Source organism: Flavobacterium sp. MMLR14_040 (genome assembly GCF_033657265.1).
Classification (GTDB): Bacteria; Bacteroidota; Bacteroidia; order Flavobacteriales; family Flavobacteriaceae; genus Flavobacterium.
The window spans coordinates 123802-148301 of the sequence record NZ_JAWVWO010000005.1; the positions used below are offsets into that span (position 1 = coordinate 123802).

The following is a 24500-nucleotide window of genomic DNA, read 5'->3' on the forward strand; positions in this document are numbered from 1 at the left end:
TTGGGTTAATTTCACACTAAAGAAAAGCAAATGCAAACTAATAACCAAATAAAAACCCCGATCTCTAAACGAATAGAAATCGGGGTAATATAAGTAAGATTAAAAAGAAATGGACTATGAAGTCTAAGAATTAATAACCGTTTGAATTAACAATTAAAGTCCGAATGCAGCTTTTACCTTGTCTACAAAATCAAGTTTTTCCCAGGTAAACAACTCAACAGTTACAGTTTTTGAATGCCCGCCCGGAGCAGCAAAAGTTTTAGTAACAACCTCTGGTTTACGTCCCATATGTCCGTAAGCAGCAGTTTCGCTATAAATAGGGTTTCTTAATTTTAAACGTTGTTCGATAAAGTAAGGACGCATATCAAAAAGTTCTTCCACTTTTTTAGCAATTTCACCGTTAGTTAAATTTACTTTAGAAGTTCCGTAAGTTTCGATGAAGATTCCCATTGGCTCAGCAACTCCAATTGCGTAAGAAACCTGTACAAGAATTTCGTCAGCAACACCTGCAGCTACTAAGTTTTTAGCGATATGACGTGTAGCATAAGCAGCACTTCTATCAACTTTACTTGGGTCTTTTCCAGAAAAAGCACCACCACCATGAGCTCCTTTTCCACCGTATGTGTCAACAATGATTTTTCTTCCTGTTAAACCAGTATCTCCGTGAGGCCCTCCAATTACGAATTTTCCTGTTGGGTTAATATGGTAGTTGATTTTATCATTAAATAAATGAGCGTGAGCTGGATTTTTAGCAATAATTCTAGGAATCAAAATTTCGATAATATCTTTTTTGATTTTAGCAAGCATTGTAGCTTCTTCATCAAAATCATCGTGTTGCGTTGAGATTACAATCGCATCAATACGAGTTGGTTTGTTATCGTCGCTGTATTCTAAAGTTACCTGAGATTTAGCATCCGGACGTAAATAAGTGATTTCATTATTTTCACGTCTTAAAATAGCCAACTCCTGTAATAATTTATGAGATAAATCAAGTGCCAACGGCATGTAGTTTTCAGTTTCGTTAGTTGCGTAACCAAACATCATTCCCTGATCTCCTGCACCTTGTTCTTCTGGCTTAGCTCTGTCTACACCTTGATTAATATCAGCAGATTGTTCGTGAATTGCTGATAAAATTCCACAAGAATTTGCCTCAAACATATACTCGCTTTTTGTATATCCAATTTTACGGATTACTTCACGAGCGATTTGCTGCACATCAAGATAAGTATTCGATTTTACTTCACCGGCCAAAATTACCTGACCAGTTGTAACTAAAGTCTCACATGCTACTTTTGAATCAGCATCAAATGCTAAGAAGTTATCAATTAATGCATCCGAAATTTGATCTGCAACTTTGTCTGGATGCCCTTCACTAACAGATTCTGACGTAAATAAATAAGCCATAATAATTTATTAAATTAAAATTAAGCGAGGAAAATAATTGCTGAAAAAGACTAAAGGAGGGTTCCTGCTTTAGCATTTTTTACTACTGAAATCAATCTTTCAGTATTCATAACGAACCGTTTCATTATGAAGAGGTTGCAATCAGTTCAAATTTTTCCTCTGTATTCGGGTGCAAAAGTACAAAACCATTTTGATTTGCAAATTAAAGTTGAACATTTTTTCTTTTTATAAGCAGAAATTTAACATATCATACTAATTTGATAGGGTAATGGAAAATAAATTAATTTTTTGTTTGGTGGATTGAAAAAAAGTTCTCACATTTGCCAAACAAAACAAGAACAAAATGAATTTAGTTATTAAAAATATGTGTTGCATGATGTCGGAAACTTCCGCAGAGTGCACTATTGTTTAGTATCTAAATCTAAAAATAACAATAAGACCTCTGCAAATTGCAGAGGTTTTTTTTTGATCAAAATCGAATAAAAATTTAAACCATATAAGACATATAAGAAATTTTAAGTTAAGATTTAACAGAATAATAAAATGAACTTATATCACTTATATGGTGAAAAATAAAAAAATAAAAGAAATGAATTCAATAGTAAATAAAATGATGATGTGTTGTAAGATGCCGATGTGCATCCAGACTTGCTATTGCCGAAAGTGAAAGATAAAATCTTTGTTATAGTTTCAACTATAAGCCCTTTTGGTAAGCCATCCGAAAGGGCTTTTTTATTTCCAACAATTAAAATTAAAAATCATGAACACACTAGATATCAATACAATCGCATTTCAATACTTATTAAGATCAGATTCTCAAAAAAGTAATAATGCTGAAGAAACAACCAATAAAGCTCTACAATACAATCCGGAACAATATATGAAAAGTCAAAAATCCTTATTGTTTCAAATGTATGATCTTGAAGAAGAGGAAGATTTTGTTTAAATCTATTTCAATTGCAATATCAAAATTCAATATCAAAAATCAATATCAATATCAATATCAATTACAATATAAATCTATTTAACAATATTTAAAAACTAAGAAATCATGAGCACACAAAAATTCGCAACAAACGCACTACACGCAGGACACGACGTAACTAAAAACGGAAGCACAAGAGCGGTGCCAATTTATCAAACATCGTCATACGTATTTAATAATGCTGATCACGCAGCTAATTTATTTGGCCTTGCTGAAGCAGGATTTATTTATACCAGATTAAATAATCCAACAAATGATGTTCTGGAACAACGTTTAGCAGCGCTTGAGGGCGGAATTGCAGCCGTAGTTACAGCTTCCGGAGCATCGGCAATTGCGACAACTTTCCTGACTTTGCTAAAAGCCGGAGATCACATTGTGGCTTCAAATAGTTTATACGGCGGAACTTATAATTTATTAAAAGTGACTTTGCCCCGTTTAGGAATCACAACAACATTTGTAGATCCTGCAAAAGCAGAAAATTTTACCAAAGCGGCAAAAGAAAATACAAGGGCTTTTTTCGTAGAATCGTTAGGAAATCCAAAATTAGATGTTCTGGATTTGAAAGCAATTTCGGCGGAAGCCAAAAAATTTAAAGTGCCTTTTATTGTAGATAATACTGTCGCGACTTCTTATTTATTAAAGCCAATTGAACACGGAGCGAATATTGTAATTCACTCTTTAACCAAATATATAGCCGGAAACGGAACTTCATTAGGAGGCGCGATTATCGATGCCGGAACTTTTGACTGGTCTAACGGAAAATTCCCTGAGTTTACAGAGCCTTCTGCCGGATATCACGGATTAGTGTATCACGAAGCTCTTGGAAATGCTGCTTTTATTGCAAAAGCAAGAATTGAAGGATTGCGTGATTTTGGATCTGCTTTGAGTCCGTTTAATGCTTTTCAGATTATTCAGGGATTAGAAACATTGCCAATCCGAATTAAGAAACACAGCGAAAATGCTTTGGCTCTTGCCGAATGGTTAGAGAAACAAGATGAGGTGGTTTGGGTAAATTATCCGGGTCTGAAAAACAATAAATATTACGATTTAGCCCAACAATATCTTCCGGAAGGACAAAGTGGTATTATCACTTTTGGATTAAAAGGAGGTTTTGAAGCGGCTAAAAAAGTAGTAGATCAAACAAAATTATTCTCATTGCTGGCCAATATTGGTGATACAAAATCACTAATTATTCATCCGGCAAGTACAACACACCAACAACTTACAGATGATGAACAACTTGAAACGGGAGTTTCAAAAGATTTGATCAGACTTTCTGTTGGAATTGAAGATATCGAAGATTTAATCGCAGACTTAGAAACTGTATTTGCAAGCGTAACGCAATCGCAATACAGCATCAATAAAAATTAGGTTTTTTTGTTTTTTGTTTGAAAAATTGCCTTTAGCGAGTGAGTTTTTGCTAAAGGTGATTTTTTATAGTTTTTAAACCATATAAGTCATATAAGTTGATTTTAGTAGAGACGCACAGCAGTGCGTCTTAAATTGTAAAGTCTGTAATATTAAATGAACTTATATGACTTATATGGTTCAAAATTAATTAACCCTAATAATTAAAATTATGTCAAAGCTTAAAATAAATATTATCCTTTTCGGAATTGGAAATATCGGAAGCACTTTGATTAATCAGATAATTGAAAGTCAGGAGTTTTTTCTGCAAAGCAAAAATATCGATTTTCATTTTCCGATAATCACCAATTCTACTGTTGCTTTTTTCGAGAAAGAAGGTGTTGGATATGCCTGGGAAACCAATTTTGTGCAATTGGCTGTTCCGTTTAAAGTACAAGATATCATAGAATTTGCCAAAGAAAACGAATTTGAAAATTTGATTGCTGTAGATGCCACGGCGAGCGACGAATTGATAAGTCATTATAATACATTGATTCAAAACGGATTTAATATTGTCGCGGTAAATAAAAAGGCAAATACGCTTCCGCTTGATCTTTATAAAGAAATAAGGGAAAATCTTAAAAAGTACGATAAAGAGTTTTTGTACGAAACATCAGTTGATACGGGATTCCCGGTTTTGCAGACTTTGAGAGATTTGTATTCTTCAGGAGAAAAAATAACTAAAATTCGGGGCGTTTTCTCAGATAATCTGAGTTATGTTTTTAATCGATTTTCTAATGAAGATGTTTCTTTTTCTTCCGTTTTAAAAGATGCCAGTTTATTAGGATTGATGCGTTCGACCTTTAAAGAAGATTTGTCAGGAAATGATACGGCAAAAAAACTGCTGATTCTAACCAGAGAAATTGGAAAGGATTTTGAACTTTCAGACATTAAAATCAATTCGCTTATTAAAGAAGAACATTTAGAAAAAAACGGAATTCTGAATAAAGAAGCAATTGACCGATATTTTAAAATTTCAAAAATAACCCAAGCCGATAATCATGTTTTAAGATACGTTGGTGAATTTGATATCGAGAAAAATACATTGGAAGTAAAATTGGTTTCAGAATCTGCAGCATCAGCAATTGGACAATTAAAAGGTTCTGATACTATTTTTGAAATCTACACACAATCGTATGCCGATGTTCCAATTGTAATCCAAAGTGCTTCGGCTTGTAAGCAGGCAATTTCAAGAGGAATTATAACTGATATCTTAAAAGTTGCCGAAAAAATTAAAAATAAGGAAGCAGTTTGGCTTTAAGTCAAATTAAAAAATTGATTTGAAAAGTTCTTTGATAAACTGATTTGTGGAAATAATAAGGTGCAAACTAATTATTTGTAAGTTTTTACTTCTGTTTTGTATAACAAAAGTTTTGTAAGATGTTTTATATCGAAAAAAAGTGGTTTTTTGTCGGATTTTCGTATTAATTTATTGTTTTTTATTTGCGTAATTAAAATAATATTGCCATATTTGTTAAACCCAAAAGCTACTGAATCAATGAACTTAAATGTCTATAAAATGTTTTGCGCCATTTCGGTTAAAACCGTTGGGAAGTCTTTTGCTTAAATTGTAAGAAAACAATAAAAACATATGCAAAAGCCTCCCGATAATTTTTTTGGAGGCTTTTTAATTTTATAAGAAAATGCAAGAATTTAAAATAATAAATAAATCACAGATGAATAAATCCCTACAGATGAACAAGATGTTCTCTGTCGCATTTATTTGCGTACGCGTCTGTTGATACTAAAAGAATATATGAGTTTGAAAAACTTAAACCCTTTTGGTATCCCGATCCAAAAGGGTTTTTTTATTTCATTTAGCTTCTTAACAAAATAATAAACGAATAGTAAACATAATAAAACACAACAAACTAAAACTTAATATCATGAGTACATTGAACTACATCGCAAAAACATTTTCAACATTGAAAAACAGGACTAAAAGAAACAATCCGCCGCCGCCAAAAAATGAATTAATCCATCCAAGGTTCGGAATAACTGAAACAGACAAAAAAGAAGAGAAAAAAGAACCAAACTCTTTATTGTTTTTGATGTACTCAAAAGAAAATGAAACGCTTTTTATCTAAATCAAAAAGCATCATAAAATAGGGGAAGACCTGCTTAAATTTACTGGGCCAATAGTTCGGTAATTTTTTGCGTACAATAGTTTTAGTTTGAATTATGTTTAAGAAATTGAGCAATCAGTTTCGATAAAATTTGTTTGTTTAAGAAATTAGTAGTTAATTTGCACCTTTAAGTTCAAAAACGTATTGAAATGTTATAAAGAAAGGACGAGGGATTAGACCCGATGAATCCTTAGCAACCCTTCGGTAAAGCGAAGAAGGTGCTGCATTCTACCACGCCCAAACGTGGAAAGATAACAACAAGAATTTTTCTAGTTTCATACTAGTTTTTTCTTTCTAATATTTCCAGATACAAATCAATAATACAACAGATTTGAAATTGGAAAATATACCAAACCCCATTAGCATACAAAATTTCACCACCGAAAATGGTGCACTTTATCATTCGTTACCCTTAAGTTTTACCGTATTCGGTTTGCCATTACATAGCGCGCCTATTGTTTTGGTCAATCACGCTTTGACCGGAAATGCTCAGGTTACAGGCGAAAATGGCTGGTGGAATGATTTAATTGGTCAGAGAAAAACAATCGATACAGATAGATTTACCGTTTTGGCATTCAATGTTCCGGGTAACGGGACCGATTCTTTTATCATCGAAAATTACCAGGATTTTACAACAAGGGATATTGCCAGAATTTTTCTTGACGGACTTGATGCCTTAAATATAACTCAGGTTCATACAATCATTGGCGGTTCTGTTGGCGGTGGAATTGCCTGGGAAATGCTGGCTTTAAAACCAAACATAACTCAAAACTTAATTCCAATTGCAACCGACTGGAAATCGACAGACTGGATGATTGCCAATTGCTTTTTACAAGAACAAATCCTGAACAATTCATCAAAACCAATTGAAGATGCCAGGATTCATGCCATGTTGTGTTACAGATCTCCGGAATCATTCAAGGAAAAATTTCAACGTACGACAAACCCAAATCTTTCTGTTTTTAACATAGAAAGCTGGCTGGCACATCACGGAGATAAATTGCAAAAAAGATATCAATTGGCTTCTTATAAATTAATGAACCAGTTGCTTAAAACCATAGATATTACTCGAAATAGTGAGAGTTTCGAAACCTTAATATCAAAAACAAACGCCACAATTCACATTATCGGAATTAATTCTGACTTGTTTTTTACGGCAAAAGAAAACAGAGAAACTTATCAGGAATTAAAAAAGTTCAAAGACAATGTTTTTTATAACGAAATAGATTCTGTTCACGGACATGACGCTTTTTTAATCGAGTACAAACAATTAGATCATTTACTTGCCGATATTTTTAAGGCAGAAACAATAGCAAAATAAAATGAAAGTATTAAAATTTGGAGGTAAATCATTATCAAACGGAGAAGGACTTAACAAAGTGGTCTCAATTATTTCAGATAAAGTAAATCAGGGCGAACAAATTGCCGTTGTAGTTTCTGCCCGCGGAAATGCTACAGATGAATTAGAATATATTTTAAAAATTGCTGCCAAAAACGGAAATTATAAACCATTATTCGAAAACTTTAAAATCTATCAAATTTCAGATTATCCACAAGTTGATTTATCTGAAGAGTTTACCATTTTAGAAAAACTTTTTGAAGGTGTAAGCTTAATTGGAGATTACAGCAACAAAATTAAAGATCAGATTTTGTCAAAAGGCGAATTGCTTTCGGCTAAATTATTGACCTCGATTTTAAAAGAAAAAGGAATTCCGGCTAATTTTGTTGACGCAAGAGAATTACTAAAAACCGATTCTAAATTTGGTGATGCTCAGCCTCTGGAACAACTTTCGAAGAAAAATGTTGTCAATTATTTTAAAGAACATAACGGTTCAACCGTAAATATTGTAACCGGTTTTATTGGTTCAAACAACAATAACGACACGACAACTTTAGGAAGAAACGGTAGTAATTATACTGCTTCGTTAATTGCTAATTATTTGAATGCCGAAGAGTTACAAAACTTTACACACGTTGACGGAATTTACACAGCAAATCCTGATTTGGTTGCCGATGCTAAAAAAATCGAATTTCTATCATTTAATGAAGCAAACGAATTAGCCAATTTTGGAGCAACAATTTTACACGCAAAAACAATTATTCCATTATTGGAAAAAAATATTCCGCTTCGTATTTTAAATACATTTAATCACGAAAATCGCGGAACTTTAATTACTTCAGATTCTGCAAAAGAAGGAATCAAAACACTTTCTGTTTTAGAGAATGTTTCTCTTGTAAATCTTGAAGGACGCGGATTACTTGGAAAAGCCGGTGTTGACGCCCGAATTTTTAAAGTAATGGGCGATCACAATATTAGCGTAAGTATCATTTCACAAGGTTCTTCAGAAAGAGGAATTGGGCTTGTGGTGGCTACTGATAAAGCAACATTAGCAATGGTCGAATTAGAGAAAGAGTTCGAAAACGACTTTTATTCTAAAGATGTAAATCAGATAACAGTAACAGATAATGTATCTGTAATTTCAATTATTGGTCAGGATTTGAGCACTTTCCATAAGCCTTACACGGCATTAATTAAAAATAAAATTGTTCCGATATTGTTTAACAACACCGTAACGGGTAAAAACGTGAGTTTGGTTGTTAAAAAATCGGAGCTGAATAAAGCTTTAAACGTAATACACGGTGAGATTTTTGGAGTTTCTAAAAAAATCAATATTGCGATTATCGGTCACGGTTTAGTTGGAGGAACTTTAATCAATCAGATTTTAGAATCGGCTTCAGCCATCGAAAAAAGAAAAGATGTTCGATTGAATGTTTTTGCAATTGCCAATTCTAAAAAATTACTTTTAAATAAAAATGGCGTAACTTCAAACTGGAAAACAGACATTGAAAAAGAAGGTCTTCCGTATACAATTGAAGATATAATCGCTTACGCAAATCAGCATCATTTAGAAAACCTAATTGCGATTGATAATACGGCGAGTGCTTCATTCGTAGAAAATTATATTCCGTTTATAGAAAGCAGTTTTGATTTGATTTCTTCGAATAAAGTAGCCAATACATTAAGCTATGGTTTTTATAAAGAATTGAGAAAAGCATTGGCAGAAAACCAAAAGAATTATTTGTACGAAACCAATGTTGGTGCAGGTTTACCATTAATTGATACCATAAAATTATTACACCTTTCTGGTGAAAACATCACGAAGATAAAAGGAGTTTTCTCGGGAACGTTGAGTTATTTATTCAATAATTTTTCTGCGAAAGATGTTCCGTTTAGCGAAATTTTAAAAGAAGCAATCGACAATGGATATACAGAACCAGACCCGCGTGAGGATTTATGCGGAAATGATGTGGGAAGAAAATTATTGATTTTAGCCAGAGAATTAGACTTGCAAAATGAGTTTGAAGAAATCTCAATTCAGAATTTAATTCCGGAACATTTACGTGATGGGAATGTGTCAGATTTCTTAACGAAACTAAAAGAATTCGACCCAATTTACGATAAAATAAAAGCAGATCAAAAGCCAAATCACGTATTAAGATACATCGGTGAATTGTCTGGAGATTTACAAAACGACAAAGGAAATCTGGAAGTAAAATTAGTTTCTGTACCTTCAGATACTGCTCTGGGCGGATTAAAAGGTTCTGATTCTTTCTTCGAAATTTACACAGAATCTTACGGAGATCGTCCAATTGTTATTCAGGGAGCTGGTGCAGGTTCTGCTGTAACGGCAAGAGGAGTATTTGGAGATATCTTGAGATTGTCAGATAAAGGGTAAGAAATAAAAATAAAATTGTAATTCAGAAATAAAATTAATTGCCCCAAACACAATATGAATAAATTCTTTTTAGGAATATTTTTAATGTTATTTTTAGTAGCATGTAGTAGTGATAATAATGAAAATGAAACAGAAGATGTTTTTAGTTATCCTACAACTTTAAAATTGATGCAGTATGAAATTTTGGAAAATGTTAGGGTTTTTACAAAGAGCGGCGAGATCAAAGATGAAAACGTTATTAAACGTTTTATAACAAATGGCGGTAAAGAGCCAAGTCTTTTTGAATCAAAAGGGCCGTCATTACGTATTGAAAGTGAGAGTCTAATTAATTATAAAACTAAAGATTCTGTTGAATTCGATTGGGGATATTTAAAACAAAAATTGTCCGTTAAAGAAGTTGGAAAAGAAATTTATTTTTACCCAAAAGATACTTTAGTGTATTATGATATTAATCAAGGCGTCTTAGATGATTTTGTTTTTAAAATGGGAAATTATAAACCATACTATAAAACAGTCACTATACCTGGTACTTTTCCAACTGTTGTAGCCAGTTTATATGCAGCTGTAGTAGCTACAGGAAATCTAAATGCGTTGACTTTTAATACGATGAGTTATAAAACAATAAGATCAAAAAACATGCAAATTTATGAACAGTCTCAAAGGTTTGTTTTGAATAACGGATTTGACAAAAATGTTCTTGCCCTATTAAATGCAGGAGACACAATAGCAATACAAAATACAAGAATGGTCTTTGAAAAGATTAAAAACTAATGAGTATTTAAATTCGAAAATTTAAATTTCGTTAATAACAAACAAAAAAAATGAAAGTAACCTTAAACAGAGTAAACGACGCGTTTCATTTCAAATTAAAAAATGAAAGAGGTCATGTAGTTGACGTTGACAGCAGAGCCGAATTTGGCGGAAGCGATTTAGGTGCAAGTCCGATGGAATTGGTATTAATGGGAGTGGTAGGATGCAGTGCTATTGATATGATTTCGATTTTAAAGAAACAGCGTCAGGAAATCACTTCTTTTAATGCTGAGGTCGAAGGCGAGCGCGTGCAAGTTGACGAAGCAAAACCTTTTAAAGAAATCAATGTCGTTTTTTATTTAGAAGGAGATATTAATCCAGAAAAAGCACAACGCGCTGCACAGCTTTCTTTCGAGAAGTACTGCTCAGTTGCCAAAACAGTTGAGCCAACAGCAACAATTAAATACAAAGTTGTGTTGAACAACGAAGCGCTATAAATTAGAAAATGAGTCAATTAGAGAATTAGATAATTTTTAGATTGGCGAATAAATAACTACTCAATTTAGTTTGTGTTTTAAATCAAGCTTTATGCGCATCGCAGGAACTTGAAACCTGAAACATGAAACAAAAAACAAACATAATGAACGAACAAGAATTTGGTTTTGAAACACAAGCCATCCGTACACATTTAGAAAAAACACAATTCCAGGAACATTCTACTCCATTGTATTTATCATCAAGTTTTGTATTTGAGGATGCCGAAGATATGCGAGCGTCTTTTACAGAAGAAAAAGTCCGTAATATTTACTCTCGCTTCAGTAATCCAAATACCACAGAATTTGTGGATAAAGTATGTGCAATGGAAGGTGCCGAAGCTGGTTATGCTTTTGCAACCGGAATGGCAGCGATCTATTCTACATTTGCAGGATTATTAGAATCAGGGGATCACATTGTATCTGCCGGAAGTGTTTTTGGGTCTACGCATGCGTTGTTTATGACTTATTTTCCAAAATGGAAAATTGAAACGTCTTATTTTGATATTAATAAACCAGAAACAATAGAGAGTTTCATCAAACCAAATACAAAAATTTTATATGCCGAAACACCAACAAATCCGGGTGTCGATGTAGTAGATTTGGAATTATTGGGTCAAATCGCAAAAAAGCATAATTTGATTTTAATAATCGACAATTGTTTTGCCACGCCATACATTCAGCAGCCTATCAAATACGGTGCTCATATAGTTATTCATTCAGCAACAAAATTAATCGATGGTCAAGGACGCGTTTTAGGCGGAGTTGCAGTTGGAGAAGCTGAATTGATTCGTAAAATATACCTGTTTTCAAGAAATACAGGACCGGCAATGTCACCATTTAATGCGTGGGTTTTGTCAAAAAGCTTAGAAACTCTGGCAGTTCGTGTTGATAAACATTGCGAAAATGCTTTGAAAGTAGCAGAGTTTTTAGAAAGTCACCCAAATGTACAAAGTGTGAAATATCCCTTTTTAAAATCGCATCCAAAGTATGAGATTGCCAAAAAACAAATGCTTTTAGGTGGTAATATCATTGCCATTGAAATTAAAGGTGGAATCGAAGCAGGGAGAAAATTTTTAGATAAAATTAAATTATGTTCACTTTCGGCAAACATTGGAGATGTGAAAACGATTGTAACGCATCCAGCCTCAACAACACACAGTAAATTGTCTGTTGAAGAAAAGCTGGCAGTAGGAATTACAGAAGGATTAGTGCGTGTTTCTGTAGGTTTGGAAACTGTAAAAGATATTATCGCCGATTTAGATCAGGCGCTTTCTTAATTTAGATTTTAGACTTTAGATTTCTGATTTTAGATCCTGGAAATCTCCATAGGCAAATTATAAATAACGATTTTTAGCTGTAATTATTTACAGTTGAAAATCGTTATTCTATTTTGTAATTGTTTGCATAAAAAGTATATTTTTGTTTGGATTAAAATTTAAATCTATTAATAATCATAAACTTAAAACCAAACCAACCATGAGTAACTCTACTTACATTATTGATGACAAATTATTAGTTTCCGGCGGACAAAGGTTTCTTAATTATCTTTTGGATAATATTTTTGTTTTAGCATTAATTTTCCTTTTAGCTGTTTTCCTGGCATTTTTTGGCACTCTTTTAGGATTGACCGGATTAGTTAACTGGATGAATAACATTGGCGATTTAGAAGGCAGATTTCTTTTTGTTGTTTTTACAATCATTTATTATACAGTTACTGAAGGTTTATTTGGAAGATCTTTGGCTAAACTTATTACAGGTACAATTGTAGTTGATGAAAATGGTGTGAAACCTGATTTTGGAACTATTGTAAAAAGAAGTTTATGCCGAATAATTCCTTTTGACGGACTTTCATTTTTAGGAAGCTCAGCAAGAGGATGGCATGATTCATTATCAGATACTTATGTCGTGAACAAAAAGGCATTAGAGGAAGAAGTGAAAATATTTCATGAATTTAATTTAATTGGAGTTCAGGAATTACAAGCGTAAGGAGGAAAGGAAAGCTATTTAGAAGATAAAATGGAATTACAGAAGACAAAGAGATAATTTGATAGGCTAAGTAGAATTTAAATCTCGTTCTGTTATTATTCTCATATAAAAAGCATATTTTTGTTGTTTAAATATCAAGATTTGCGATTTCGTTATGAAATCTAAAATCTAAACTCAACAATCTAAAATAGACGCACGTGCTTTCAAAGAAAACAAAATACGGAATTAAAGCTTTAACTTATTTGGCCAGACGCGAAAACAACGAGCCTGTGCAAATTGCCGAAATTGCCAAAAGTGAACATATTTCGATTAAATTTCTCGAAAGTATTTTATTATTGCTCAGAAACTCCGGTTTTTTAGGTGCAAAAAAAGGAAAAGGCGGAGGTTATTATCTGATAAAAGATCCGAAAGACATTAGCATGGCCAAAGTCTACCGAATTCTTGAAGGCCCTATTGCGTTATTGCCTTGCGCGAGTCATAACTTTTACGAAAGATGCGACGATTGTGATGATGAATCAACCTGCGCTGCAAGACGTTTAATGACCGAAGTTCGTGATAATACGCTTAAAATTCTTGAAAGTAATTCATTGGCAGATATTGCATTTTAGTCAAATATAAAAGACCTTTTCAGTAAATGGAAAGGTCTTTTTGTTTTTGTCCTGCAAGGTTTTCGAAACCTTGCAGATATGGAGTAGTACGAAACCTGTACAGAAAGAAAAAAATTACCACGGAGAACGCAAAGTTTTTTAAATATGTTAAGTTTAGTAAAAACACAAAGTTCGCAAAGCTTTGCGTACTTAGCTTGTGTAAACACAACTTAAATCTTAGTGAACTCTGCGAAAAACCTTTGTGATCTCTGTGTTAAAAATAATTAGGATGTATAAATCTGTAATATTTCTCCACGACATTTAGCATTGATTCTAATAGATATCTATTAGAATCATATTTACAAAGTATTGAAAATTTTGCAGGATTGGAATTTTATTCTAAAAAATCAACTTATATCCAGCAATAAAAAGCATTATCGCAATCGCATTTCTCAGCAATAAATCGGGTACTTTTCCACTTAACATACTTCCTATAAAAATTCCGGGAAGTGATCCCATTAATAATTGGCCTAATAATCCTAAATCAAGATTTCCCATAGAGGCGTGTCCAATTCCCGCAACAAGCGTTAACGGAACGGCATGCGCAATTTCGGTTCCAACCAAACGAGGAGTTGGTAAAAGCGGATAAAGAAAAAATAAAGTAACCGTACCCAGAGCCCCAGCGCCAATAGAAGTCAGCGTTACTGTTGCGCCTAATAAAACCCCAATTCCAATAGTAAGCATGTTTTGTGTATGACTTTCACTATGAAATTTATCTCCGGCATGTTTTTGAGAAAATACTAAAAGTTTCTTTTTGAATAAAATAGCGACTGATGTAAAAAGAAGTGCCCATCCCAAACTGTACTTTATTACAGCATTTATAGTTGAAATATCGGTTTTAATACTATTTAAAATCCAAAGTGTAAGCAAAGCTGCAGGAACACTGCCAAGTGTAAGCCAGCCTGTAATAGACCAATTGATATTTCCTTTTTTATGATGGACAAATACACCTCCCATTTTGGTAAAAGAAGCATATAATAAATCGGTACCAACTGCTGTGGTTGGCGGAATACCAAACCATAATAAAATCGGAGTCATTAAAGAACCTCCGCCAACACCTGTTAATCCAACAACAAAACCAACCACTAAACCTGCAATTACAAGACCAATCTGAAAATCCATAATAAATATTTGGCGTAAAAGTAACAACAATTTTATAATTATCCTATGGAAATGGTAGACATTCAAAATGTATTTAAAAACCAAATGTTTAGTAAATATTTGTTGTTTAAATAAGTTGAATTATGCTGTTATTTGTTAAATTATTCCGTTGAAACTTTAAATATTTCGTTATAGTGTAATTAATGGATTATTAAGGGGTTAAAAAAATAAAAATATTGTTTTGATATTTAGAAATAAGTAGTATTTTTGCAAAGTAATCTAGTAAGCCGATAGGGTAATAGATTTTTTAAAAGAAACATAGAAATATGGAGAAAGAACTGAAAATAAATAGTGTTGATGTAAAGTCTGATACGTCGATAAAAGAAAAATTATGGGTTATCATACCGGTAGTTTTGCTTGTGGGGTTGTTAAGTACTTTGATCTACAATCATTATGCTGACTTTTCATGGAATGGTTTTGTTTCAGGATTTAATCAGGAATTTTTAGTTTTTTTCTTTATTGGTGTTTTTGCTCAGTTGGTAGACGGAACATTAGGAATGGGTTACGGAGCAACTTCAACTTCTTTTTTATTGGCTTATGGAGTACCGCCGGTAGTGAGTAGTACGGGAGTTCACGTAGCAGAAATGTTTACGACAGGAGCATCAGCAATTTCGCATCACCGTTTTGGGAATATCAATAAAAAGTTGGTAAAACATTTGTTGATTCCGGGAGTTTTGGGATCAATAGTGGGGGCTTATTTATTGTCTGATGTTATTAATGGTGATGTTATAAAGCCTTTTATTGCAGTTTACATGATAATTTTAGCGATAATTATTATAAAAAAAGCGCTAAAAAAAACAATTATAAAAAAGAAAACCAAAAAATTAAGCGTTTTGGCAGCTTTTGGAGGTTTTATGGATTCTGTTGGCGGTGGAGGCTGGGGGCCAATCGTAACTTCTACATTGTTAGGAAGAGGAAGAAATCCTCGTTACACTATTGGTTCGGTAAACGCAGCAGAGTTTGCAGTTTCATTTGCAAGCGGAATCACGTTCATGCTTTTTGGAGGAATCCACGGTTGGCAGGTAATCATCGGTTTGATTTTAGGAGGTGTAATTGCAGCACCGCTTGGAGCTTATCTTGTAAATAAAATCAAAAGAAAACCAATGATGATTGCCGTTGGAATTTTAATTATATTATTGAGTTTAAAAACATTATCTAAATTATTGTAATCGATTTTTTAGGAAGGAAAGAGAATATGAGTGCGACAATTATAGAATCATTATTAGATAAAACAAAGGATCTTTCGCTTGACGAAACATTAACTTTTTTAGCAAATGAATTTCCGGGAAAAGTGATTTTTTCGACCTCTTTTGGTCAGGAAGATCAGGTAATTACAGATTTTATTGCAAAAAGTAATACTGACATTACCATTTTCACCCTGGATACGGGAAGACTATTTCAGGAAACTTATGATGTTTTTCACAAAACATTAAAAAAGTACAAAAGACCAATTGAAGTTTATTTTCCGGAAGCAACAGCAGTAGAAAATTTACTGAAACAAAAAGGACCAAACAGCTTTTACGATTCGGTTGAGAATAGAAAAGAATGTTGTTTTATTCGAAAAGTAGTTCCGCTACGAAAAGCTTTGGCAGGAAATTCGGTTTGGATAACAGGTTTAAGAGCAGAACAATCGGAAAACAGACAAGATTTGAATTTGTTTGAATACGACGGAGGTTTCGAAATTATCAAATTCAATCCATTACTAAAATGGACTTTAGAAGAAGTTGAAACGTATTTGACAGAAAATAATGTTCCTCAAAATGCTTTACACAAACAAGGTTTCGTAAGCATAGGATGCGCACCATGTACGAGAGCCATTTTTCCCGGAGAAGACATCAGAGCCGGAAGATGGTGGTGGGAATCAAGCCATAAAGAATGTGGTTTGCATAGCGCGAAGAAAGAATAAAGAGAATAGAATAAAGAGAATAGAATAAAGAGAATAGAATAAAGAGAAAAGAAGCTAGAGGCAAGAGATTGAGATTAGAATCAAAATAATAGAATAAAATATAGCGGAGAGATTTAGATAAGGGAAAACCTGAAACCTGAAACTTGAAACTTTTTAAACAAAATAAAATGAGTTCAGTATTAAAAACAAACGCTTTAGAGAGTGAAGCAATATACATTTTCAGAGAAGTAATTTCACAGTTTGATAAACCGGTTTTACTTTTCTCCGGAGGAAAAGATTCTATAACATTAGTGCGTTTGGCGCAAAAAGCATTTTTTCCTGCAAAGATTCCGTTTCCTCTTTTGCATGTTGATACCGGACATAATTTCCCTGAAACAATTGCTTTCAGAGATAAATTGGTTGAAGAATTAGGATTAGAATTGATCGTTCGTAATGTTCAGGATGCTATTGATGAAGGAAAAGTGGTTGAAGAAACCGGAAAATATTCCAGTAGAAACAGCTTGCAGACTATTACACTTTTAGATGCAATTGAAGAATTTAAGTTTGATGCTTGTATTGGTGGCGCGCGTCGTGATGAAGAGAAAGCAAGAGCTAAAGAGCGTATTTTTTCAGTTCGTGACGATTTTGGTCAATGGGATGAAAAAAACCAACGCCCTGAGTTATTTGATATTTTGAACGGAAAAATAGAAAATGGTCAAAACGTTCGTGTTTTTCCAATTTCAAACTGGACAGAATTAGATGTTTGGAGTTATATCGAAAAAGAACACATCGAGATTCCATCAATCTATTTTTCACATAAAAGAAAAGTTTTTTTGAGAGACGGTTTAATCTGGTCACATTCTCCTTATGTGTACCAAGAAGAAGACGAACAAATCGAAGAACGAATTGTTCGCTTCAGAACCGTTGGAGATATGAGTTGTACAGCCGCTGTTGAATCTTATGCAGCAACAATTCAGGAAGTTGTAGGTGAAATTAGAGAATCTACCATTTCTGAAAGAGGAGCCAGAATCGACGACAAACGTTCTGAAGCCGCAATGGAAAAGAGAAAACAACAGGGGTATTTTTAATTAATTATTAATTGTGAATTGTAAATTATTAATGCAATTCGGAACGTAATTAAAGTCAAAATCAGAAAAACAAAAACATATAGATTTAAATTTTAGTTCAAAGGGAAACAACCTGAAACTTGAAACAAATTTAAACCTGAAACAAAATTACAAGAATGGAAGTTTTAAAAATAGCAACAGCAGGAAGTGTAGATGACGGAAAAAGTACTTTAATTGGAAGATTATTGTACGATACAAAATCATTGACGACAGATAAAATTGAAGCAATAGAAAAAAGCAGTAAACAAAAAGGGTACGATTATCTTGATTTTTCTTTGGCCACTGACGGATTGGTAGCAGAAAGAGAACAAGGAATTACAATTGATGTTGCGCATATTTATTTTTCGACTGCAAAGAAAAGTTACATTATTGCCGATACTCCGGGTCACGTAGAATATACGAGAAACATGGTTACAGGAGCTTCGACTTCTCAGGTTTCTATTATTTTAATCGACGCCAGAAAAGGAGTAATTGAGCAAACATATCGTCACTTTTTTATCAATAATTTATTGAGAGTAAAAGAGGTAATCGTTGCAATTAATAAAATGGATTTGGTTGATTATTCTGAAGAAGTTTTCAATAAAATCAAAGCCGATTTCCAGGCATTAAATGCTAAAAGCACTTTCAAAGAGCAAAACGTAAGTTATATTCCGCTAAGTGCAATCAACGGTGGAAACGTAGTTGATAAATCAGAAAATATGACTTGGTATGATGGTCAAACAGTTTTGGAACATTTAGAAGGATTGCATTCTTCAGATGTATTTGAAGCAGGAAAAGCACGTTTCCCGGTTCAGACCGTTATTCGTCCAAAAACAGAAGAATACCATGATTTTAGAGGTTACGCCGGAAAATTATACGGAAATTCAATTAAAGTTGGCGATGCCGTTACGGTTCTTCCATCTTTAACAGAATCTAAAGTTTCAAAAATTCACTTTTTTGATAAAACATTTGATGAAGCTGTTGCAGGTTCATCTATCACAATCGAATTAGAAAATGATATTAATGTGACGAGAGGTGACATGATTGTAAAATCATCTGAACTTCCAAAAATTGAAAAAGAAATCACCACAACAGTTTGCTGGATGGACAGTAAAAAACTAGTTGCGGGCACAAAATATATCGTACAGCACAACACAAATTCCGTTTTGGCAAAAGTAGAAAGTATCAAAAATACAATCTCAACCGATTATTCAGGAACAAAAGAAGCATCGCAATTGGCCATAAACGAAATTGGAGAAGTAACCATCAAATTAAGCAAGCCTTTATATTTTGATGCTTACAACGAAAACAAATCAAACGGAGCTTTTATCTTAATTGATACAGCAACAAACACAACAGCAGGAGTAGGATTCATTAGATAGTTGATAGTTTGTGGTTTTTAGTTGATAGTTATGCTGCCAACAACCTAACCATAAACAAACAACCATAAACTACAAACTAAGAGAAAATGGAAAGTTTTAGAACAGAAATAGAAAACCCGATAGTTCAAAAAGAGATTATCGATTTAGAAAAAAAGATTCATTTATTCCGTGGAGGAAAAATTGATGATGAGCGTTTTCGTAGTCTTCGTTTAGCACGCGGAATTTACGGTCAGCGTCAGGAAGGCGTGCAAATGATTCGTATTAAATTGCCTTACGGTAAAGTTACGAGTGAGCAATTGGTGCGTATTACTAAAGTTTCTGACGAATATTCTACTGGACGTTTGCATATTACAACACGTCAGGATATCCAGATTCACTATGTAAGTTTAGACAGAACTCCGGAACTTTGGGCAAATTTGGCTAAAGACGATATCACATTGCGTGAAGCTTGTGGAAACACAGTTCGTAATATTACAGGAAGCGAATTGGCTGGTGTAGATGTAAACGAACCATTTGATGTTTCTCCTTACGCACACGCCTTATTTCAATATTTATTAAGAAACCCAATTTGTCAGGAAATGGGACGTAAATTCAAAATTTCGTTCTCTTCTTCAGACGAAGATACGGCTTTGAGTTATTTGCACGATTTAGGATTTATTCCGAAAGTTGTAGATGGCGTTCGTGGTTTCAAAATCATGTTTGGAGGAGGTTTAGGATCTCAGCCGGCGCATGCTGAATTACTTTCAGAGTTTGTTCCTGCAAACCAAATCATTCCAACAGCAGAAGGAATCATCCGTATTTTTGACAGATACGGTGAGCGTGCAAAAAGGATGAAAGCTCGTATGAAATTCTTAATCAAAGAAATGGGAAAAGATGTTTTTCTTGATTTAGTTGAAAAAGAGAAAAAAGCCATAGCTTTTGAAACATACGAAATTGATACAACTGCTTTTGACGGACCAATTCCGGAACCATTATTACAAGCTCCAAAAGTAACGATCGAGGATACTGTAGCTTATGAAACGTGGAAAAAATCAAATGTAATCAAACAAAAACAAGAAGGCTATTACGCTATTGGAATCAAAGTTTTATTAGGAGATTTCTATACCGATAAAGCCCGATTATTAGCCGATTTAATTAAGAATTACGCAGCAAATGAATTACGTTTTTCATTGCGTCAAAATATTGTAATACGTCACGTAAAAGAAGAGAATTTACCTTTCTTTTATCAGGAATTAGCCAAATTGGACTTCGTTCATTTAGGGTATAATTCTACAGCAGATATTACAGCTTGTCCGGGTACAGATACTTGTAATTTGGGGATTGCAAGTAGTACCGGGATTGCAGAAGAATTAGAAAAAGTTTTAAATGCAGAATATCCTCAGTATTTGAACAATCAGGAAATTGAAATCAAAATTTCGGGTTGTATGAATGCTTGTGGACAGCACAATATGTCGGCAATTGGTTTTCAGGGAATGTCGATCAATTCAGGAAAATTAGTAGCTCCGGCATTGCAGGTTTTATTAGGCGGAGGAAGATTAGGAAATGGAGCAGGACGTTTTGCGGATAAAGTAATCAAAATTCCAAGCCGTAGAGGACCTGACGCTTTGCGTACCATTTTAAATGATTTTGATGCGAATGCAAACGGAGAAAAATTCCTAAACTATTACGATCAAAAAGGAGAGAAATATTTCTATGAAATTTTAAAACCTTTCGCAGATGTAACCAATTTAACCGAAGCTGATTTTGTAGATTGGGGTAATGCTGACAACTACGTAAAAGCAGTTGGAGTTGGAGAATGTGCTGGTGTTGTGATCGATTTAGTAGCGACTTTATTATTAGAAGCTAAAGATAAATTGACTTTTGCTCAGGAATCTTTCGATGAAGGAAAATGGTCAGATGCTATTTACCACGCTTACGCCGGATTTGTAAATGGTGCTAAAGCATTATTACTTTCAGAAAACGAAAAAACAAACAATCACGCAGGAATCGTTGATTTATTTGATACTGTTTTTATTGCAACTAATAAAATTGGATTGCCAACAACATTCAGAGAATTGGTATATCAAATCAATCAAAACGAACCAAGTGAAGCGTTTGCAAAACAATATATTGAAGAAGGAATTGCATTTTTTGCAATTATAGAAAAATACAGAGCTCAAGAATTAGCAAATGCATAATATCAAACCAAAAGTAACTTTAGTCGGTGCAGGTCCCGGCGATCCGGATTTGCTTACGCTGAAAGGTGTAAAAGCATTGGCTGAAGCGAATGTGGTTTTGTATGATGCATTGGCTAATGACGAAATATTAGCACACGCTCCTAAAAATGCCATCAAAATTTTTGTTGGAAAAAAGATAGGGAATCACGCTTACACGCAGGATCAAATCAATCAGTTGATTGTAGATAATGCATTAACGTACGGAAATGTAGTACGTTTAAAAGGTGGAGATCCGTTTATTTTTGGGCGTGGAAGCGAAGAAATAGAATTTATTGAAAGTTTCGGAATCGAGACGGTTGTCGTTCCTGGAATATCTTCAGTAGTAGCAGTTCCTGCAAGTCAGGGAATTTCAATTACAAAAAGAGGCGTTTCAGAAAGTTTCTGGGCAATTACAGGCACAACCTCTGATAGAAAATTATCTGCCGATGTAGCCTTAGCCGCACAGTCATCAGCAACAGTGGTTATTTTGATGGGAATGCACAAATTGCCTCAAATTATCGATTTGTTTCAAAAAGAAGACAAAGGAGATTTGCCCGTAGCGATCATTCAAAACGGCACAACTTCAGAAGAAAAAGTAGGTGTTGGAACCGTAAATTCAATTTTAGAAATTGTAAAAGAGAAAAAATTGAGTTCGCCAGCAATTATCGTTCTCGGAGAGGTTGTGCGAGAAAGCAATAAATTAAAAGGCTTTTACGAAGAATTTCTATCAAAAGAAATTGCAAGATAAGAAAACATAGCCTGAGGTTTCAACCTCAGGAACGCATGAATATTTAATTCAATATTCATCAAAAAATCATCTAATTTTGTTTAGATGAAATTAAATTAAAATGGAACAAAACGAATTATATCCAATATTTTTAAAGCTTCACAATTTAAACGTTTTAATTGTGGGCGGAGGAAATGTCGGTCTAGAAAAGCTTTCTTTTTTGCTAAAGTCAAGTCCAAATGCCAATGTTGAGGTGGTGGCGCCCGATTTTCATTTAGAAATTAAAGTTTTAGCCGAAAATCATCCTTCAATTAAATTGACGGAAGCGAAGTTCAAGAAGAAAATGCTCAAAAAACGCCACATGGTAATCGCTTGTACCGATGATTTAAAAGTCAATAAAAGAGTATACGATTTATCCCGAAAGCGTTATTTGATTTGCAATATTGCGGATACGCCAGATTTGTGTGATTATTATCTAGGCGGAATCGTAACGAAAGGAAATGTAAAAATAGCCATTTCGACTAACGGAAAATCACCAACAACAGCCAAAAGGCTAAGAGAATTTTTCGAAGAAGTAATTCCGGAAGATATCAATCAAATGGTAGAAAATCTAAACGAATACCGAAAGACATTAAAAGGCGATTTTGAAGAAAAGGTTAAAAGAATGAATGAAATAACCAATTCATTAAAGAATAAAGAATAAAGAGCAAAGAATAAAGAATAACAAAAGTCCCCGTAGGGACGAATTATATTGTAGCGTCGTCCCGAGGTTTCGGGATTAACCCGATGGAAAATTAGGCAAAGAAATCAATGATAAAAATCATTTGATATTAGAATATATTATTCGTTTCTTTGTATTATTAAGAATGATTATAAACAACAACCATAATGATTAAAACAGATATACTTATAATTGGAGCAGGACCAACAGGTTTATTTGCCGTTTTCGAGGCAGGATTATTGAAATTAAAATGTCATATTTTAGATGCATTGCCACAAGCAGGAGGACAACTTTCAGAATTGTATCCAAAAAAGCCTATTTATGATATTCCTGGTTTCCCTGAAGTTTTAGCAGGAGATTTAATTGATAACCTACAAGAGCAAATTAAGCAGTTTGAGCCAGGTTATACATTAGGAGAACGTGCTGAAACTATTGAAAAACAAGAAGACGGAAGTTTTATCGTAACCTCAAATAAAGGAACTAAATTTCATGCGCCTGTTATTGCAATCGCAGGAGGTTTAGGAAGTTTTGAGCCACGAAAGCCACTTATTGAAGATATCGAGTTTTATGAAGATAAGGGAGTTAAATACTTCATTAAAAATCCGGAGAAATTCAGAGATAAAAGAGTTGTAATTGCCGGAGGAGGAGATTCAGCTTTAGACTGGAGTATCTTTTTGGCCAATGTAGCTTCAGAAGTAACTTTAATTCACAGAAGAAACGAATTTAGAGGAGCTCTTGATTCTGTAGAAAAAGTACAGGAATTAAAAACAGCAGGAAAGATTAAATTAATTACACCTGCAGAAGTAATCGGAATTAACGGTGCTGAGCATGTTGAATCATTAGATATCGAAGAAAACGGAGCACACCGTAAAATCGAAACAGATTATTTTATTCCACTTTTCGGGTTAACACCAAAATTAGGACCAATCGCAGACTGGGGATTAGAGATTGAGAAAAATGCTATTAAAGTAAACAATGCCTTAGATTACCAGACTAATATTCCGGGAATCTTCGCCATTGGAGACGTAAACACATACCCAGGTAAATTGAAATTGATTCTATGTGGTTTCCACGAAGCGACATTAATGTGTCAGGCTGCATACGCAATCATCAATCCGGGTAAAAAATATGTATTGAAATATACAACAGTTTCTGGAGTAGACGGTTTCGACGGAACACGTAAAGAAGCACCTAAGGCAGTTGTGAAAGCGATTGTTTAATTTGAGATTCTAAGTCGCTAAGATACTAAGGCTCTAAGATTTTTATAGAAAGCTCAAACTTATGGTTTGGGCTTTTTTTAATCCCAGCGGGATGCCATGTTTATAGAATAAATAAGATCTATTGAAAAAGCCCCAGCGGGGCGACATGTAATTATTTATAAAAATCATATCACTCCTCTGGAGCTTTGGCCAACTGCATAATCATTTGCTATAAACATTATGCTCCGCTGGAGCTTTATTAAAAAAGGTTCTATTAGCATTTAAACGAATGTTCTAAACAATTTTTATTATAGATATTTAAAACATAGCCAGTGGTTTCAACCACTCGACTGCAATGAATATCATAATGCATGTTCATAATGCATAATACGATCCGTTTCCCACAGTTGGAAACCGCGGGCTATATTTGAAAGAAAATAAGTCAAACTTTAGCCTTAGAACCTTAGCAACTTAGCCCCTTTTAAAAAACCTTAGAACCTCAGAACCTTAGCCCCTCAGAACCTTAAAAAAACATTTGCAAATCGC

General features: G+C 33.8%; 21 protein-coding genes and 1 riboswitch. Of the genes, 19 read left to right on the forward strand and 2 right to left on the reverse strand.

The genetic code is table 11. From position 1 onward, the window contains the following. Positions 1 to 153: 153 nt before the first annotated feature. On the reverse strand, positions 154 to 1404 hold the full coding sequence (metK, locus tag SD960_RS09095) for a methionine adenosyltransferase (RefSeq protein WP_318802372.1): 1251 nt from the start codon (positions 1402 to 1404) through the stop codon (positions 154 to 156). A gap of 760 nt (positions 1405 to 2164) precedes the next feature. Here metK and SD960_RS09100 point away from each other — a divergent pair. From SD960_RS09100 to SD960_RS09150, 11 genes are all read left to right on the forward strand, one after another. Next, positions 2165 to 2350, forward strand: coding sequence for a hypothetical protein (locus SD960_RS09100; RefSeq protein WP_318802374.1), 186 nt, complete (start codon positions 2165 to 2167; stop codon positions 2348 to 2350). Between the two features lie 105 nt (positions 2351 to 2455). Next, positions 2456 to 3760, forward strand: a complete 1305-nt coding sequence (locus tag SD960_RS09105) for an O-acetylhomoserine aminocarboxypropyltransferase/cysteine synthase family protein (protein WP_318802375.1) — start codon at positions 2456 to 2458, stop codon at positions 3758 to 3760. A 208-nt stretch (positions 3761 to 3968) separates the two neighbouring features. Further along, complete coding sequence (locus SD960_RS09110; protein ID WP_318802376.1) at positions 3969 to 5057, forward strand: aspartate kinase; 1089 nt, start codon at positions 3969 to 3971, stop codon at positions 5055 to 5057. Between the two features lie 625 nt (positions 5058 to 5682). After that, complete coding sequence (locus SD960_RS09115) at positions 5683 to 5883, forward strand: hypothetical protein (RefSeq protein WP_042566154.1); 201 nt, start codon at positions 5683 to 5685, stop codon at positions 5881 to 5883. A gap of 188 nt (positions 5884 to 6071) precedes the next feature. Further along, positions 6072 to 6180, forward strand: a riboswitch (SAM riboswitch). A gap of 79 nt (positions 6181 to 6259) precedes the next feature. After that, complete coding sequence (locus SD960_RS09120; protein ID WP_318802378.1) at positions 6260 to 7243, forward strand: alpha/beta fold hydrolase; 984 nt, start codon at positions 6260 to 6262, stop codon at positions 7241 to 7243. A gap of 1 nt (position 7244) precedes the next feature. Then, complete coding sequence (thrA, locus tag SD960_RS09125; RefSeq protein WP_318802379.1) at positions 7245 to 9659, forward strand: bifunctional aspartate kinase/homoserine dehydrogenase I; 2415 nt, start codon at positions 7245 to 7247, stop codon at positions 9657 to 9659. Positions 9660 to 9713: 54 nt separating this feature from the next. Further along, the gene (locus SD960_RS09130; RefSeq protein WP_318802380.1) at positions 9714 to 10430 is read left to right on the forward strand and encodes a hypothetical protein; all 717 of its coding nucleotides are present in this window, start codon (positions 9714 to 9716) and stop codon (positions 10428 to 10430) included. Positions 10431 to 10480: 50 nt separating this feature from the next. After that, entirely contained in the window at positions 10481 to 10906 is a 426-nt protein-coding gene (locus tag SD960_RS09135; RefSeq protein WP_318802381.1) for an OsmC family protein, read from the forward strand. A gap of 143 nt (positions 10907 to 11049) precedes the next feature. Then, complete coding sequence (locus SD960_RS09140) at positions 11050 to 12222, forward strand: trans-sulfuration enzyme family protein (RefSeq protein WP_318802382.1); 1173 nt, start codon at positions 11050 to 11052, stop codon at positions 12220 to 12222. 199 nt (positions 12223 to 12421) lie between these two features. After that, complete coding sequence (locus SD960_RS09145) at positions 12422 to 12931, forward strand: RDD family protein (protein ID WP_318802384.1); 510 nt, start codon at positions 12422 to 12424, stop codon at positions 12929 to 12931. Between the two features lie 197 nt (positions 12932 to 13128). Next, positions 13129 to 13539, forward strand: a complete 411-nt coding sequence (locus SD960_RS09150) for an RrF2 family transcriptional regulator (protein ID WP_008466594.1) — start codon at positions 13129 to 13131, stop codon at positions 13537 to 13539. A 378-nt stretch (positions 13540 to 13917) separates the two neighbouring features. On the opposite strand, the gene SD960_RS09155 is transcribed toward SD960_RS09150, so the two are convergent. Beyond that, positions 13918 to 14700, reverse strand: coding sequence for a sulfite exporter TauE/SafE family protein (locus SD960_RS09155; RefSeq protein ID WP_318802385.1), 783 nt, complete (start codon positions 14698 to 14700; stop codon positions 13918 to 13920). A 305-nt stretch (positions 14701 to 15005) separates the two neighbouring features. On the opposite strand from SD960_RS09155, the gene SD960_RS09160 reads away from it, so the two are divergent. From SD960_RS09160 to SD960_RS09195, 8 genes are all read left to right on the forward strand, one after another. Then, positions 15006 to 15908 (forward strand): sulfite exporter TauE/SafE family protein, encoded by a 903-nt coding sequence (locus tag SD960_RS09160; protein WP_318802386.1) that lies wholly within the window; start codon positions 15006 to 15008, stop codon positions 15906 to 15908. A gap of 26 nt (positions 15909 to 15934) precedes the next feature. Continuing rightward, positions 15935 to 16645 (forward strand): phosphoadenylyl-sulfate reductase, encoded by a 711-nt coding sequence (locus tag SD960_RS09165; RefSeq protein WP_318802388.1) that lies wholly within the window; start codon positions 15935 to 15937, stop codon positions 16643 to 16645. 167 nt (positions 16646 to 16812) lie between these two features. After that, positions 16813 to 17712, forward strand: coding sequence for a sulfate adenylyltransferase subunit CysD (gene cysD / locus SD960_RS09170; protein WP_318802390.1), 900 nt, complete (start codon positions 16813 to 16815; stop codon positions 17710 to 17712). Positions 17713 to 17867: 155 nt separating this feature from the next. Then, positions 17868 to 19112, forward strand: coding sequence for a sulfate adenylyltransferase subunit 1 (locus SD960_RS09175; RefSeq protein ID WP_318802391.1), 1245 nt, complete (start codon positions 17868 to 17870; stop codon positions 19110 to 19112). 86 nt (positions 19113 to 19198) lie between these two features. Further along, positions 19199 to 21289: a nitrite reductase gene (locus SD960_RS09180; protein ID WP_318802393.1), complete on the forward strand. Its 2091-nt coding sequence runs from the start codon at positions 19199 to 19201 to the stop codon at positions 21287 to 21289. Further along, positions 21282 to 22055 carry a uroporphyrinogen-III C-methyltransferase gene (gene cobA / locus SD960_RS09185; RefSeq protein WP_318802394.1) on the forward strand — a complete coding sequence of 258 codons (774 nt, stop codon included), beginning with the start codon at positions 21282 to 21284 and terminating at the stop codon, positions 22053 to 22055. Before SD960_RS09180 ends, cobA begins: the two co-directional genes overlap by 8 nt. Positions 22056 to 22155: 100 nt before the next feature. Beyond that, positions 22156 to 22737, forward strand: a complete 582-nt coding sequence (locus SD960_RS09190; RefSeq protein WP_121322509.1) for a bifunctional precorrin-2 dehydrogenase/sirohydrochlorin ferrochelatase — start codon at positions 22156 to 22158, stop codon at positions 22735 to 22737. A 185-nt stretch (positions 22738 to 22922) separates the two neighbouring features. Beyond that, complete coding sequence (locus tag SD960_RS09195; protein ID WP_115843828.1) at positions 22923 to 23975, forward strand: NAD(P)/FAD-dependent oxidoreductase; 1053 nt, start codon at positions 22923 to 22925, stop codon at positions 23973 to 23975. Positions 23976 to 24500: the final 525 nt, after the last annotated feature.